We start from the raw sequence: 15,314 nt of genomic DNA on the forward strand, positions 1-15,314 counted from the left end.
TGCCTTTTAGTTTCTCTTCACTAATTTAATGATTTCATTCACAACAAGCGGAATGATACTTAATAAGAGAACAAATCCCCAATCTCGCATCGTTAATGCATGCACACCGAATATATTGGCAAGAGGTGGGATGGAAATGATACAAACTTGCATAAGAACACCGATAAGAAGGGAGAACACTAAATATTTATTTGTAAAGATCCCAATTGAAAAAATCGATTTCGTTCTTGAACGCAAGTTAAAGGAATGAACGAGCTGAGAAAAACTAAGAACGACAAATGCCATCGTTTGAGCATGTAATAGGGCATCTTCATCAATGCGCTCTGGGAACAGAGGGAATAAATTTGTATCTCCAGTATAGAATTTTGCTCCGGCGATAAAGGCCACTAGCGTTAAAAGTCCAATGACAGCCCCATTGAAAATAAGAAAAGGGATGCTACCGCTAAATAGGCTTTCTTTCGCACGTCGTGGCTTTTCCTTCATCACATCTGAATCTTCAGGGTCAACACCAAGTGATAGTGCAGGAAGTGTGTCGGTAATTAAATTGACCCACAAAATGTGGATTGGGCGTAATGGTGTCGCCCAGCCGAGTAAAATGGCTAAAAATAAAGCGATAATTTCTCCAAAGTTACAAGAGAGTAGGAAGAGAATTGATTTTTTTATGTTACGATAAATATTTCTACCTTCCTCAACAGCTTTCACGATAGATGAGAAATTATCATCTGTTAACACGACATCCGCAGCCCCTTTTGCAACGTCTGTTCCTGTAATGCCCATCGCTACGCCAACATCTGCTTGTTTTAAAGATGGTGCATCATTGACGCCATCACCAGTCATAGAAACGATATTGCCTTTTGCACGTAATGCTTTTACGATCTTTACCTTATGTTCTGGAGAGACCCTAGCGAATACATGTAAGTGATCAATTTTGCTTGCTAGTTCTGTATCTGAAATGTTATCTAATTCAGTTCCAATCATAATTTCAGATATTTCTGTAGCAATGCCAAGTTCTTTGGCGATTGCAAAAGCGGTATCTTTATGGTCACCAGTAATCATAACTGTGCGAATACCGGCTTTTTTACATTCTGTAATTGAATCCTTTACTTCAGTTCGAGGTGGATCAATCATACCGACAAGACCGATAAAGATGAGATTTTCTTCAAGATGATTTATATCTACAGCGTTTGAATTGTATTGTTTAAATGCGAATGAAAGTACTCTTAAAGCTTCTTGAGACATTGATCCGGCAGCTTCTAATATTTGATTTTTATCAGTATCTGTTAGAACCTCGATTTTATCATTTTTAAATATGTGGGTACATCGAGGTAAGAGTTTATCAATAGCACCTTTCGTCATGCTATAGTAGCCTTCATCATATGTATGCACGGTTGACATCATTTTACGATCTGAATCGAAAGGCAACTCGTTAACGCGCTCATGTATCTTTTCTAAATGATCTTTTTGCATATTAAAAGTGCTTCCAGCAACGAGAAGAGCAATTTCAGTCGGGTCTCCGGTTTGTGATTCGTTATTGTAAGACGCATCATTACATAGCACCATATTCTCTAACAATAGACGTTGCGTATCGTTATTTACATTTAAATTTTCTAATTGATCGTATAAGTTATCACTATAAAAGTGAGTAACGGTCATTTTATTTTGTGTTAACGTACCTGTTTTATCTGAACAAATAATTGTGACAGAACCGAGAGCTTCAACAGCTGGTAGTTTTCGAATGATAACGTTTTGTTTAATCATGCGTTGCACACCAATTGCAAGAACGATGGAAACGATAGCTGGCAAGCCTTCTGGAATAGCTGCAACGGCTAAACTAATAGCAGTCATAAACATTTCTAACGTATCCCGGCCTTGTAAAAAGCCGATGAAAAACATAACGATACAAATAGCTACAGCGACAAAGCCTAAATACTTTCCGACTTGTGCCAAGCTTTTTTGGAGTGGTGTCATATCATCGTCTGCTTCATGTAAAAGGGTAGCAATCTTGCCGATTTGTGAGTTCATGCCAGTTTCAACAGCAACACCGACACCTCGCCCGTATGTAACAAGAGTAGACATAAAGGCCATATTTTTTTGATCGCCGAGTGGTACTTGTTCATCCGTTTGCATAGAAGGATGATAAAGTGCATCCTTATCAACAGGAACGGACTCACCAGTGAGAGCAGATTCTTCAACTTTTAAATTTGCTGTTTCGATTAGTCGCAAATCACATGGGATATAACGTCCTGCATCGAGCATGACAATATCACCTGGAACGACTTGTTCAGATAGAATTTCTTGTAGCTCACCGCCGCGTTTTACGATAGCTTTAGGCGTTGCCATCTTTTTCAATGCCTCTAAAGCTTGTTCTGCTTTCGATTCTTGGACGACACCGATAACAGCATTTAAAACTACAACGAGCGCAATAATACTTGCATCAGCCCATTCACCTACAAAGGCAGAAATAAGAGCAGCAATAATAAGGACATATACGAGGACATCATTAATTTGGGCGAAAATCCGCTGCCATAACGTGCGTTTTTGTTTTGTAGCTAATTCATTAGAGCCGTATTGCTTTAAACGTTCATTTACGATTTCATCTGTTAAACCGTGTTGTTCGTTTGTTTCTAGGTCGATTAACGTTTGATCTTTCGTCTTACTGTACCAATTGCTCATAAGTAAGCACCTCCAGTAAAAACAGTTAGCAATGGTAGTGTTGCTATTATTTGTGAGTAGTATGTATGGAGAAAAAATCTAAGGTGAGGTTCTACTTCTATTGTACAGTATTTTACAGTTGGTTGAGGGAAACAGAAGAGTTGTCATGAATTTGTTGGAAATAAAAAAGAGCCCCATAAGCGAGGCTTTTTTTACTTTTTAATTAATGTACCTAATTCTTCTGTAATAGCTTGCATTTCACTGATGCTGAATGTTTCACGTTTCATAACATGATCATAAATGTCACGTAAGTCTTCGTACATTTCTTCATTAAAGCTAGCAGCTCTCATCGCTCCAGCATTAACCATACGTAATTTTTCTTTAATAGCTTCGACCATATATTCAACGTTTTCTTCTGACTTTACGGATAAATCCACCGAAGTGTCCCCCTTTAAAATAACATAAGGCTATCTTAACATTTTTTATCATTTTCGTTAATGAATCTTTTCAATCCTATTAAATTAGTAGGGATTTCCTTTATATTTAATAATTGGTTGTTTATACTATAAGTATATATTAAGAAATGCACCAAGAAGGGAAGAGACAAAAATATGATTCAAGTATTGTTTGTTTGTCTTGGGAACATTTGCCGTTCTCCGATGGCAGAAGCGATTTTTCGAAATCTTGTCGTAAAAGAGGGACTCGAAGGGAAAATTGTCATTGATTCTGCAGGAACTGGAGATTGGCATATCGGTCATCCGCCACATAAAGGAACACAAAAAATTTTAAAAGAAAATGCAGTCACTTTTGAAGGAATTAAAGCGAGGCAAGTAGAAAAAGAAGACTTAACAAAGTTTGATTATATTATTGCCATGGACAACAAGAATATAGCAGATTTAAAAAGTTTAGGTAAAACTGGAGGCTATATTGGTAGGCTGTCCGATTTTGTTCCAGACGGTGGCTGGACAGACGTTCCCGACCCTTACTATACAGGGAATTTCCAAGAAGTATATGACCTTGTAACAGAAGGGTGTGCAAAGCTATTAGCTTTCATTCGAAATGAACAAGGAATATGAGGAAGCTTAGAAAGAAATACTTTCTAACATAAGAAATGAAAGGGTGAAGGAATATGGCAAAGAAAAATAATATTGCTCGAAATATTGCACTTGGTGTAGCTGCAGGTGTAGCTGTATCTATGTTGAAGAAAGAAAACCGTGAAAAAGTAAAAAATACTGCGGAAAAAGCAAAAACAAAGATGATTGAAATTGGTGAAAATGCAAAGATCAAAGAAAAAGTGCAAACTGTTACAGATAAAGGACGCGAACTTGCTGATTTCAATGTAGTGAAAGCAAAAGTAGCAGAAATCAAAAAATTGACGCCGTCTGTTGTAGAAACGTTAAAAGAAACGAAAGAAATTTTTAGTAAGAAAAAAATTGAGCAAGTAGAAAAGCCAGAAACAATTGAAATTCAAGCTGTATCGTCAAAGGTAGATGAGCTGAAAGCAGAAGAAGAGCCAGTAGTAGCTGGAGATGGCGGTATGAAAGAAGCGCGTGAACTATTTATGAAAGACTCAAATGCAGAGGAAAAAAAAACTGAAGCGTACATTGAGTTAAAGCAAGATAAAGAAGAGAAGAAAAGCGTTTAAACATATATGAGAAAAATTTTAGAAAAGGTGAGGAGACATCGTACTTATTCGTTTGGTAAAGACTTGTATGACCGAACGATGCGCGATGATGTAGCGGGCTTGGCAGCACAGCTCGCTTATTTCTTCTTGCTTGCGATTTTTCCTGGGCTTGTTTTCTTAATTACGCTTCTTGGATTCATTGACCTTCAAACAGAAAGTGTGCTCAATTTATTAGAACCGTACGTACCCGAAGATGCAATGTCCTTAATTGAAGTAAACGTTGATAAAGTTGTAAATGAGCAAAATGGTGGTTTATTATCATTTGGTTTATTATCGATGTTATGGTTTGCTTCAAACGGGGTAAATGCGGTTATGAATGCTTTTAATCGTGCGTATGATGTAGCAGAAACACGTTCTTTTATTAAAACGAGAGCTTTATCAATTGTGTTTACATTAGCAATCATTTTTATGATTGTGTTTGCGCTAATTGTTCCAGTGTTCGGACAAGTCATTGGAGCAGCGGTATTTAAAGCAATTGGTTTATCGGATAGTTTTTCTTACGTGTGGAGTATTATGCGGTTAGTAGCGAGTTTCTTCGTGCTATTTGCATTGTTTAGTTTTTTATATACATTTGCACCAGATCGAAAGTTAAAAAGAAGAGAAGTCATTTCAGGAGCAACATTTGCTACTGTAGGATGGATTGTGGTATCGTACTCATTTGCTTATTATGTAGATAAGTTTGCGAATTACGCCAATACATATGGTGGTCTCGGTGGTATTATTATTTTAATGTTATGGTTTTACTTGACTGGGTGGGTAATTTTACTTGGCGGTGAAATTAATGGTTTACTCCATCATTATAGGACGGGTGACAATAATTCCCGTAATGAAAAGTGAGCTCTTGTTCCATAATAAAAGGGAACAGGGGGGATATTTCATGAGTAATAATAAAAAGAATCACAACAACAAAAATAACAATAAACAAAAGAGCAGTTCGCATCCAAAGCATAAAACGAGTAGTAGTGCGAATGGGCATAATAGCTATCATTAGAAAAAACGGGTCCTCTATGAGGGACCCGTTTTTATTTGTTTCCTTTTAATAATCGTAAACCATTTAAAATGACAAGAATCGTGCTTCCTTCATGCCCAATAACACCAAATGGAAGAGCTAAAAATTGCAAGAAATTTGAACAAATCAGCATTGCAATTACAGCTAGCGAAAAAATTACGTTTTGCTTTACAATGCGGTTCATTCGTTTTGATAAACGGATTGCTTGGGAAAGTCGAGATAATTCGTTTTTCATAAGTACAACGTCTGCAGTTTCTAAAGCTACGTCTGTTCCTTCGCCCATTGCTACACCAATGCTAGCGGTAGCGAGTGCAGGGGCATCATTTATACCATCTCCGACCATTGCTACTGTCCCGTATTTTTCTTTTAGCTCTTTAATTGTTTCAACTTTTGTTTCTGGTAAGCATGATGCGTAATATTCCTTTATATTACTTTCAGAGGCAATTGCTTTTGCCGTTTCTTCATTATCACCAGTAATCATAATAGCTTCGACATCAATGCTTTGTAGTTCGCGGATAGCAGCTATTGTTTCTTGGCGAAGCGTATCTTTTAAAGCGATAAGTCCAAGGATGCCATCCTTATCACTAATATAAACGACAGTTTTACCCTCTTTTTCAAGTGAGGCAGAAATACCATTATGAAATGTCTTTGTTTCTTCACCGATAAAATCAGCTTTACCTATTTTATAAGCTTTGTTTTCGAATAGTCCTTTTAGCCCAAAACCAGTTACATCTTCAACATTTTCTGGTTTTTTTAATGCAATGTTATACGTATGTTGTGCATATTTAACAATAGATTCAGCTAAAGGATGTGTAGAGTGACTTTCAATTGATGCTGTAATAGAAAGTACTTCTTTTTCTGTCATATTTTCTCGAACATATACATCTGTTACGGTAGGTTTTCCTTGTGTTAATGTTCCTGTTTTATCAAAGGCGATCGCTTTTACTGAAGCGAGGCGTTCTAAATGTATGCCACCTTTAAAGAGAATTCCATTTCTTGCCCCGTTAGAAATTGCAGATAACGTTGCTGGTGTAATGGCAGCAACGAGTGCACAAGGAGATGCGACTACAAGTAAGATCATAGCGCGATAAAACGTTTCATTCCAGCTCCAGTCAAGTACGAAATGAGGGACGAACATCATAAGCGCAACAACGAGTAGTACACCTTTTACGTATGTTCCTTCAAACTTTTCGATGAATAGTTGTGATGGTGATTTTTCGCTTTGTGCACTTTGGACAAGACGGATAATCTTTTGGAATAATGTTTGATCGCTCGGCTTTGTAATTTTAACTTCGATAGCACCGCGTAAATTTACAGTACCAGCAAATACTTCATCACCGAATTTTTTCTCATTCGGAATAGGTTCCCCTGTAATAGCAGCTTCATCGATATTTGTTTCACCGTTATGAATCGTACCGTCAGCAGGAACACGCTCACCTGGCTTAATTAAAATAATGTCGTTAATTTGTAATCGTCCTACAGGAACACGTTCCTCGGTTCCATTAGAAATACGCAATGCTTCTTCAGGTTGTAAATCAAGAAGCGCTGAAATTTCTTTTTGACTTTTACTTAATGTATAAGATTCCATCGCACCGCTTAGTGCAAAGATAAAGATTAAAATCGCACCTTCTGCCCAGTAGCCAATGATTGCAGCACCGATAGCAGCAAAGAGCATGAGCATTTCGACATTTAGCTCTTTCTCTTCAATGGTATCTTCAATACCTTCTTTCGCCTTTGCATATCCACCAACTATATAAGCAAGGATATAGCAAGTAATCCCTACATTCATTGCATCGTTCTTTGTGAATAACCAACCAGCTAAAATGAAAATACCAGATGTGATTGAAAATATAAGTTCATAATGTTTCTTTAATGTATCCCATAAAGAGGGATGAGAAATAGACTTTTGTACTTGTAATGTTTTTACTTCTGAGTTCATTACTACTCGCTCCTTCCAAATTCTTATTGAGAAAAAGAATCAAAATCGAAACCCCTATAAAACGACGAAAGCTGCCATCCATAATGGATAGCAGCATTTCTGTTGAATCTGATTTTAATAGTTATTATGTTGTAATTATTCTATAGTATAGCATATGTTTTCGTTAGATGATATGTTTTTGTTTGCGTATAAACTGAAAACTTGTATTTTCACACTTCCTTTGGTATATATGAATATTGTTCATAAAAAGATCGGAAAGGAAGACCACAAGTGAAGACAGAGAAATTTTTTACCCATCCGATTGGTGTATTAATTGCTGCAATAGTAGCGACTTTTTTATGGGGGAGCGCATTCCCGTTTATTAAATTAAGTTATGCTGAACTTGGAATTCAGCCACAAGAAGTTGGAGAGCAAATATTATTTGCTGGTTATCGTTTCTTTTTATCTGGAGTAATGCTCATATTTTTCTTTAAAGTATTAGGAAAAGATATGAGCTTCAAAAAAGGAACGGGGAAGCAGTTAGTACAAATTGGTTTATTTCAAACATTCCTTCAATATATATGTTTTTATATTGGGATGAGTTATAGCTCTGGTATTGAAGGAGCTATCATTTCAGGAACATCATCATTCTTTCAAATTTTACTCGCGCATTTTTTATATAAAGATGACGCTCTCAATATGAGAAAAATAATTGGGGTCTTTATCGGCTTTTGTGGTGTCATTTTGGTAAATGTACCGAGTGATGGTAGTTTGTCATTCCATTTCGGAATCGGTAGCTTATTACTTCTTAGTGCAGCAATGTTGTATTCATATGGAAACATATTGGCGAAAGAAGGTAGCAAAACATTAGATGTTGGCTATATGACAGCATACCAAATGATCTTTGGTTCTATCGGGCTATTATGTATAGGGGCTTTGCAAGTTGGAGTCATGCCATTTACATTTAGTGCACATGCAATATTTATGCTTATTTACTTATCTTTCTTATCCGCAGCAGGCTTTTGCATGTGGAATACAATTATGAAGTACAACAAAGTTGGAAAAGTATCAATGTACATGTTCTTTATACCCGTATTTGGTGTGTTATTATCGAGCATGATTTTAGGAGAAGCAATTCACTCATTTGTATTATTCGGTTTAGCATGTGTAGCCGCGGGAATTATCGTGGTGAATCGTACGCCAGCTAAGCAGAAAATGGAGCAAGAAAAACAGGTAGCGTAGAGAGAGGGAAAACGATTACAATGGAAGAACAGTACTGTTCTTCTTTTTTTATATAGAAAAAGGATAATAGACTAGGTGTAACGAAAAAAGATACAAAAAGCATTTATTGAGGAGAACATATTATGAATCTACTTTACGTGGTGTTAATTGGACAAATAATTCTTTTTTTAATTGGTGCAATGTACGCAATAGGACAGACAAAAAAAACAAGAAATAATATGCCGTTACCTTTAGCGGTGCGTCTTATTCTTAGTTTTTCTTTAACAGTAAGTGCAATATGGATCTGGTTACAAGATCCATCAGTAGAGTATAGTACGTGGGTTGCACTAGGTATGACGTTATCAACTGTAGGGGATTTATTTATGGCAGGTTTGATTCCAATTGGTCATCGATTAATTGGAGGGATGATTACTTTCGCTCTTGCACATTGTTTTTATGTAAAAGCATTTTTGCAAACAGGCATCTCATGGAATGGTTTTTGGATTGGTTTACTCGTATACGGACTCTTTCTCGTTATAGGATGGTTCTTTTTTATACGAAATGATAAACAAGATAAATTGTTTACGATAGGCGCTCTAATTTACGGACTGTGGGTTGGAGGAATGGCTTGCTTTGCATTCGCCTTATACTATGAGAATACAGGAATATGGTGGATACCAGCTTTTGGTGGTTTTCTATTTGTGATTTCTGATTTTATTATTGGCGTGACAGATATTGGAGGGCGTAAATTAAAGTATGAACCACTTTGGATTTGGTTTACATATGTAGCGGCTCAAATGTGTATTGTATATGTAGGGATATAAAAAGGTACTCTCAAAAATAGTGGATAGACTATTTTGAGAGTATCTTTTTTACTATTTTACTTCAACCGATTTTTGAGATGGGAGTTTTACTGCCTAAAAATAGTGAGATAAATATATAGTAAATAAAATAAGAAGTTTATGGGGTATTTCGAGTTTATAATATTCTAATTATTCAATTCAGAATTTTGTGGAAATTGAGAGGTGGAAGTCCTTATAATAAAAGTAAAAAGATGATGAGATGGTGGAATGATGCAAAAGAAAAAACGTTGGCGTGAATTCTTTGGAACAATTGCAATTGCATGTTTGTTGGTGTTTTTGGCAAAAATCTTTTTGTTTTTTCCTACGACTGTAAAAGGAGCGTCCATGAAGCCAACGTTACAAGATGGGGATAAGGTGATTGTTAATAAGTTGGCAAAGCAATTTGAAAGTTATGGGCGAGAAGATATTATTGTTGTGAAGACAGATAATTTTTATGTGAAAAGGGTTATTGGTTTGCCTGGTGATGTCATTGAGGTGAGAAATGATCAATTATATGTGAATCATGAAGTGATACAGGAAGCATATTTGTATAGTAATAAAAAACAAGCTGAAAAAAAACTTATGAATTTAACAGAGGACTTTGGACCAATTACAATTCCTAAAAATAAGATTTTTGTTATGGGAGATAATCGTTTAATAAGCAGAGATAGTAGAAATGGTTTAGGACTTATTGATAAAGCGGATGTATTAGGAGAATTAGCGGCAATTTATTATCCACTTGAACATATGAAAATAATGAATTAAAGTAAAAAACCAAGCAAATTTCGTTTGCTTGGTTTTTTATCCCGCTTTAATGGGCAGTAAGACCCCCACTGATTAAAGTTTCACTTTATGTTAAATCGTAGGAGACTCATTAAATTCATAGACGTCTTCATTGTTTTTGTTCGTACTTAAAATGAATTTGTGCTGCAATAGTTGCAGTTTAAAGAATGCTAACGGATCGTGATAAGTTTCTGGATTGCTTCTTAACGTTGCTAATGTTTGCTCGTCTTCCTGTATTTCAAGTTGAGCTGATTCTACATTTTGTTTCAGTATGCTAAGTGGATCTTTAAAGAACATCATGATATCTCGTTCTAAGGCGCCTTCAAATACTTCAAATTGAAGGAAGAATTGTTTTGAAATTGTTTGAGCAATTTCCGTATAATCTTCCGTTTCAATGTATTGTTTATATTTGTTTGCGAGCATAGATTGATTTTTTTGCATGTTACCAAATAGTTTTCCCGCACTCTTTAAGAAAAATTGTGTCGGTGTAAAGCGTAATAAAATATTGATGTTCGATACTGTAATTCGATTTGTCATACGTACAACATCTCGATGCCAATCATCTAGTAATTTGAAATCGCAAGGAAGTTTCATGCGTTCTTCTTTATATAATTTATTAAACGTTTCACTCATTTCATCTAAATAAGATTGAGCTTGAATAAATTCATTATGCGCTGTTTCAATCCATTCTTGAATAAACCCAGTAAATTTAGGAAGAAGCACTTGCTGTACATGTTTTTGAATTCGTTCGTTCATTGCAGCATTTAATTCTTCATGAACTAATTTGAAATCACTATCTTCTTGAACAAGGTCAGAACAGCTCTGTAACAATTCAGGAATTTGAGAATGGATATCCCGTGTGATTTCTTCTTTCGTTAAAAGATAAGATTCTGTAATAGAACGAATTTTATCTTTTTCAAGAGCAGTAAGATTGTTAATAAATCCGTTTAGTTTTACTGAGATATGTTTATTCCAGCGTACTGATTTCACTAATGTATTTTCTAATTCCACACGTTCATTTACAAGGTATGCGATTGTTTTTTGAGTAAACCATATTAGTTTTTCTATACGTTCTTGTTCTATGTCGCGTTCTGCTAGATTAGAAAGAATAGACTCTGTCACGTCTCCAAGTTGCTGGCTACTCTCTTGTGAAGGAGAGTATGGGAAGAATTTTGCATTTGGGAAATGGACTTTAATCTTACTCATGAGTTTTTCATTATTGGCCGCACTATTTGTGTGTAATACGAAATGAATTTGTAAGTTTGGCACTTGTTCACGTAAATAAATTAATGTATCAAGCTCTTCACCATGCAATGGTGAAGCAGAATTTAATAAGTAAATAAGGCTATCTGCTGCTTGTAAGTATTCAAAATATGAGCTGCTTTTATCCACTTGCCCTTGAACAGCTGGCGTAACAAGAAATGCAAACTTATTTTTTCTTAAAAATCTACTTGGTAACTTAATTTCTATACACTTCTTCTCAAGTTCTGACTCGGAAGGTGTAGCCATTATTTGATGGAATTCATCAAAGTTCGGTATATTGTGTACATCTAACGCAGTGAATTCTGTTATTTCAGTTTGGCTATCATCTTTAAATAGAATAGGAGTTGTTACAGTCTCAGTTAAGATGTTCTCTCCTAATATTGAATTGATGAATGATGACTTATCATGGTCACTAGTTCCCGCTATTAGTAATTGTGTAACATTTAAATCACATAGTTCATGAACGAGTAACGTAAATTGATGACTTAAATCCACATCATTTTTTTCAGCCCATACAGCAATTGTTTCGAATAAATGAGAAACGGTTTCCATATTTACAGTTGTTTCAGCTGTTGAATTAGAGAGTAGGGCTCCCGCACTTTTTACGAGTAATGACTCTAAAGTTGTAGGTGAAACTTCATTCCATGCTAACACTGCAGCGGAGACAAATAGGGCATCTTTTGCTTTCGTTAAACTAAACCAATTTGTTAATAAATCTGGCACAAGTCCCTGCATTTCATGCATGAAATGTTCACCAGTAATTAATTCAAAGTATGTATCTTGGTAGCGTTCAATAATTTCATGCCAATCGTCATTGTTGTCTGTTTCGATATGTAAGAATAAATGATTTATTGTTTGAATCCAAGGTAGATGCAAGTTTTCATTTTGATAGCTGTTCCAAAGAGCAATAACAAGTTCTTTAAATTGGACTTGATCAATTGCATATAAAGCTTTTAAAGATTCATAGAAATATTCTGGTTTGATTTGTTTCGTGAATCCTTGATTCACATAATTGATTAAAGTATCGAACCAGTGTAATGATTTTGTTCGAATTCCTTCTTGAACGGCAAGTTCGATGGCGTTATTCCAATCTTCTTGTTTTTCATAGAATGAGCGAGCAATTGCAGTAATATTTGGATAGTCAGGTTGAAATGCAACAGCCTCACTAATCGTCTTAAATGCTAGACCTAAACGATCTTGTTCGATGTAAAGAGAAAGAAGTTGTAAGGAAACTTCCATTGTAAGAGTTGTATCTTCTGTTTGGATAGATTGATAAATCTCTTCTGCTTTTGGCAAGAATCCTAGTTCAAAATAAGAATCTGCAATATTTTTGGTTGCCCAAAGTGCAAGTTCGTTATTTACTTTCTCCCATTTAAATATCGCGGCTTCAAAGTCTTTATTTTGGTAATAAAATTCACCTTGAGCAAAGCGGATATTAGAAATGTTGGAGAATTCGTTTGTAGATTCATTTATATATGCTTCACCGAGTACTTCTGATACTGGAGTAGAAGTTTCTTCTGTTAAAAATGTTTTATAGTAAACCTTTTGGATAAATTGATTTTCAATGGTCATGTTCGTTCCCCCTGTATAATTTAGAAAAATGATGTTGTATGTAAAGGGTGCATGTTCTTTTTATAGGTAGAAGTTGCATTATATCGACCAAACTACGTTTTTGCTAGATATATCATTTTTCCTGAGAGTTAAACCGTTGCGAAAAGTAACTTTCCTTTATTGTAACAAAAAAACAAGCATATGAATTTTTATTTTTTAATCCTGCTATTTACGGATTATAAGACTAGCACTTCAAAAAGCGGTGAATCCAAGGGAAGTAGGCGGGAGTTGGGCACACGATTAATGGTTCACTTTCTTCCTGCTAAAGGAATGGATAGAAGTAGAGTTCATTATAAAAACAATGTATAGTGAATATGTATACCATGTTTGTCTGAAAGAGAGAAAGGGCACAATGTGGAATAACGATTGTGCATAGGATGTGTCTTCCGAATGGAACAACATATTGGCGAGTTAATCGCGCATTATGGGTATTTTGGAATTATTATAGCGTTGGCAGGTGGGATTGTCGGATTACCGATACCAGATGAGTTTTTATTGACCTTTGTTGGTTATAACGTTTCAAAAGGAGTTATGTCAGGAACGGCTGCTTTTTTAAGTGGGATGGCTGGTGCGATGTTAGGTATTACATTAAGCTACATATTAGGTTTAAAACTGGGACTTCCTGTTTTAAAAAAATATGGGCCAAAAATTAGAATCAAAGAACATCATATTGAAAAAACACATATTTTATTTGAAAAATATGGACCATTTCTTTTAATGATTGGTTACTTTATCCCAGGAGTACGTCATTTAACAGCATATTTTGCTGGGGTGTCGAATTTAACACTTTGGCGTTTTTGTTTGTATGCTTACGGTGGTGCGTTTATTTGGATAAGTGTTTTTATTGGACTTGGCTGGAAGTTAGGAGAGAAGTGGCGTTTCGTTGAGTATAGTTTACATCATTATGGAATATGGATTTTATTCATTTCAGTAGTTGTTACAGGTGTTGTGTGGTTTTACATAAAGAAAAAGAAAAACCGCTAATAGCGGTTTTTTTAGCTGAAAGCAATAAATAGTACACCAGCTGTAATAAAGACTACACCAACGCCAGTCATAAAGTTTAACTTTTCACCGAGTATAATCATAGCGAGGATGATAGAAAATACGACGCTTAATTTATCGACAGGAGCCACTTGTGAAACTTTCCCTGTCTTGAGGGCAAGAAAATAAAATAGCCATGACGAAGCACCTGCAACCCCACTTAATGTGATAAAGAGCAGTGCTTTTTTATTTAGCAGTACGTCGCCAATATTTTGAAATTTACCTTGTATAATAATAACGCCTACCATAAATAATGCCATAATAATAGAACGAACCGTTGTCGCAACATTGGCATCGATTCCATCTAAACCAATCTTTCCAAAAATAGATACAAGGGCAGCAGCAATTGCTGATAATAGTGCGAAGAAGAGCCATGAACTCATAGTAAAATTCCTCCAATCTTACATTATTATACATGAAAATCATTCTCATGTATAAAGTGAAACTTTAATAAGTGGGATTCTACCGCCTCGCAAATAGCTGGATAGTTAGCGAAATAATCCCACCTTATATTTTTAATAAGGTGGGATTATTATACTACTCTGCAATTTCTTCATATAAAAAGTACGTTACATTATAAATATGTTCTACTTCATCGTCTGTCATAAACAATAATTCGTCACGCTCAATCCCTTTTTTCTTTTCAATAAACTCAATCATATTTTTGCGTTCTTCTCTTTTCATCAATTTTATTTCTCCTCTCAATCTGTTTTAATACAGTTTATTTAAGTTACTGCTATTATATAACAGAATCTTTAGAAAGTTCCACCTATTTTCTTGTTTTTTTCAGAAGAACTTTTCGACAAAACAAGCCCACCTAAAGGGGGCTTGTTTTATTTTATAGTCGTAAAAACTCGGGCTCCGTCGTACCAGCACTATCGATGTAATAAATTGTGTCAGGATTGATTTTAATTAGTACATAATTAGGGTCTTCAGGACCGAGTAACCAGCGTTTTAAGCTATTATTCCAAAACTTGTTTTTTAATGTGGAGTCTTCCTCGATGGAGGCTAAGCCTTCAACCTCAATATAGTCTTCATCTAATTTTTTTCCTTCACGCCCAAGTAGTACATATACATTTGGATTTTTTTCAATATCTGTTATCTTTTTTGATTTTCGATCTGTTGCAACATATAGTACAAAATCTTCGTGGAAAAACATCATAAAGGCACTATGAGGTTTATTTTCACGTACAGTAGATAATACACCGGTCCGTTGACCGCAAATAATAGTTTCAATTTTTTCTTTTAAATGCATGCTTTTAACCCCTCTTCATACTTTGTAATTTTCTT

At 35.3% G+C, this 15,314-nt stretch carries 14 protein-coding genes; 7 read left to right on the forward strand and 7 right to left on the reverse strand.

The genetic code is table 11. From position 1 onward, the window contains the following. Positions 1–6 precede the first annotated feature (6 nt). Positions 7–2,673, reverse strand: a complete 2,667-nt coding sequence (locus tag KZZ19_RS02325; protein ID WP_348638023.1) for a cation-translocating P-type ATPase — start codon at positions 2,671–2,673, stop codon at positions 7–9. 191 nt (positions 2,674–2,864) lie between these two features. Continuing rightward, positions 2,865–3,089, reverse strand: coding sequence for a DUF1128 domain-containing protein (locus tag KZZ19_RS02330; RefSeq protein ID WP_000366196.1), 225 nt, complete (start codon positions 3,087–3,089; stop codon positions 2,865–2,867). A 174-nt stretch (positions 3,090–3,263) separates the two neighbouring features. Between KZZ19_RS02330 and KZZ19_RS02335 the strand changes: the two genes are divergently transcribed. From KZZ19_RS02335 to KZZ19_RS02345, 3 genes are read left to right on the forward strand one after another with little or no spacing between them, the layout of a single operon-like run. Next, positions 3,264–3,728: a low molecular weight protein-tyrosine-phosphatase gene (locus tag KZZ19_RS02335; protein ID WP_088095008.1), complete on the forward strand. Its 465-nt coding sequence runs from the start codon at positions 3,264–3,266 to the stop codon at positions 3,726–3,728. 53 nt (positions 3,729–3,781) lie between these two features. Next, entirely contained in the window at positions 3,782–4,297 is a 516-nt protein-coding gene (locus KZZ19_RS02340; RefSeq protein ID WP_237982187.1) for a DUF4075 domain-containing protein, read from the forward strand. A 6-nt stretch (positions 4,298–4,303) separates the two neighbouring features. Continuing rightward, positions 4,304–5,173, forward strand: coding sequence for a YihY/virulence factor BrkB family protein (locus tag KZZ19_RS02345; protein WP_088095010.1), 870 nt, complete (start codon positions 4,304–4,306; stop codon positions 5,171–5,173). 185 nt (positions 5,174–5,358) lie between these two features. Here KZZ19_RS02345 and KZZ19_RS02350 read toward each other — a convergent pair whose 3' ends face one another. Next, positions 5,359–7,284, reverse strand: coding sequence for a heavy metal translocating P-type ATPase (locus tag KZZ19_RS02350; protein WP_237982186.1), 1,926 nt, complete (start codon positions 7,282–7,284; stop codon positions 5,359–5,361). A gap of 270 nt (positions 7,285–7,554) precedes the next feature. On the opposite strand from KZZ19_RS02350, the gene KZZ19_RS02355 reads away from it, so the two are divergent. From KZZ19_RS02355 to lepB, 3 genes are all read left to right on the forward strand, one after another. Then, positions 7,555–8,505 carry a DMT family transporter gene (locus KZZ19_RS02355; protein ID WP_237982185.1) on the forward strand — a complete coding sequence of 317 codons (951 nt, stop codon included), beginning with the start codon at positions 7,555–7,557 and terminating at the stop codon, positions 8,503–8,505. A 122-nt stretch (positions 8,506–8,627) separates the two neighbouring features. Continuing rightward, positions 8,628–9,308 (forward strand): lysoplasmalogenase, encoded by a 681-nt coding sequence (locus tag KZZ19_RS02360; RefSeq protein WP_237982184.1) that lies wholly within the window; start codon positions 8,628–8,630, stop codon positions 9,306–9,308. Positions 9,309–9,554: 246 nt separating this feature from the next. Then, positions 9,555–10,091 carry a signal peptidase I gene (lepB, locus tag KZZ19_RS02365; RefSeq protein ID WP_088095015.1) on the forward strand — a complete coding sequence of 179 codons (537 nt, stop codon included), beginning with the start codon at positions 9,555–9,557 and terminating at the stop codon, positions 10,089–10,091. Positions 10,092–10,181: 90 nt separating this feature from the next. On the opposite strand, the gene KZZ19_RS02370 is transcribed toward lepB, so the two are convergent. Continuing rightward, positions 10,182–12,944: a tetratricopeptide repeat protein gene (locus tag KZZ19_RS02370; protein ID WP_088095016.1), complete on the reverse strand. Its 2,763-nt coding sequence runs from the start codon at positions 12,942–12,944 to the stop codon at positions 10,182–10,184. A 429-nt stretch (positions 12,945–13,373) separates the two neighbouring features. Between KZZ19_RS02370 and KZZ19_RS02375 the strand changes: the two genes are divergently transcribed. Further along, positions 13,374–13,967, forward strand: coding sequence for a DedA family protein (locus KZZ19_RS02375; RefSeq protein ID WP_061685943.1), 594 nt, complete (start codon positions 13,374–13,376; stop codon positions 13,965–13,967). Between the two features lie 11 nt (positions 13,968–13,978). Here the strand turns inward: KZZ19_RS02375 and KZZ19_RS02380 are convergent, their stop codons facing one another. From KZZ19_RS02380 to KZZ19_RS02390, 3 genes are all read right to left on the reverse strand, one after another. After that, on the reverse strand, positions 13,979–14,407 hold the full coding sequence (locus KZZ19_RS02380) for an EamA family transporter (protein ID WP_088095017.1): 429 nt from the start codon (positions 14,405–14,407) through the stop codon (positions 13,979–13,981). 154 nt (positions 14,408–14,561) lie between these two features. Beyond that, positions 14,562–14,708, reverse strand: a complete 147-nt coding sequence (locus tag KZZ19_RS02385; protein ID WP_000817786.1) for a BH0509 family protein — start codon at positions 14,706–14,708, stop codon at positions 14,562–14,564. Between the two features lie 154 nt (positions 14,709–14,862). Beyond that, positions 14,863–15,279 (reverse strand): pyridoxamine 5'-phosphate oxidase family protein, encoded by a 417-nt coding sequence (locus tag KZZ19_RS02390; RefSeq protein WP_088095018.1) that lies wholly within the window; start codon positions 15,277–15,279, stop codon positions 14,863–14,865. Positions 15,280–15,314 lie beyond the last annotated feature (35 nt).

It is taken from the genome of Bacillus thuringiensis (assembly GCF_022095615.2).
Classification (GTDB): Bacteria; Bacillota; Bacilli; order Bacillales; family Bacillaceae_G; genus Bacillus_A; species Bacillus_A cereus_AG.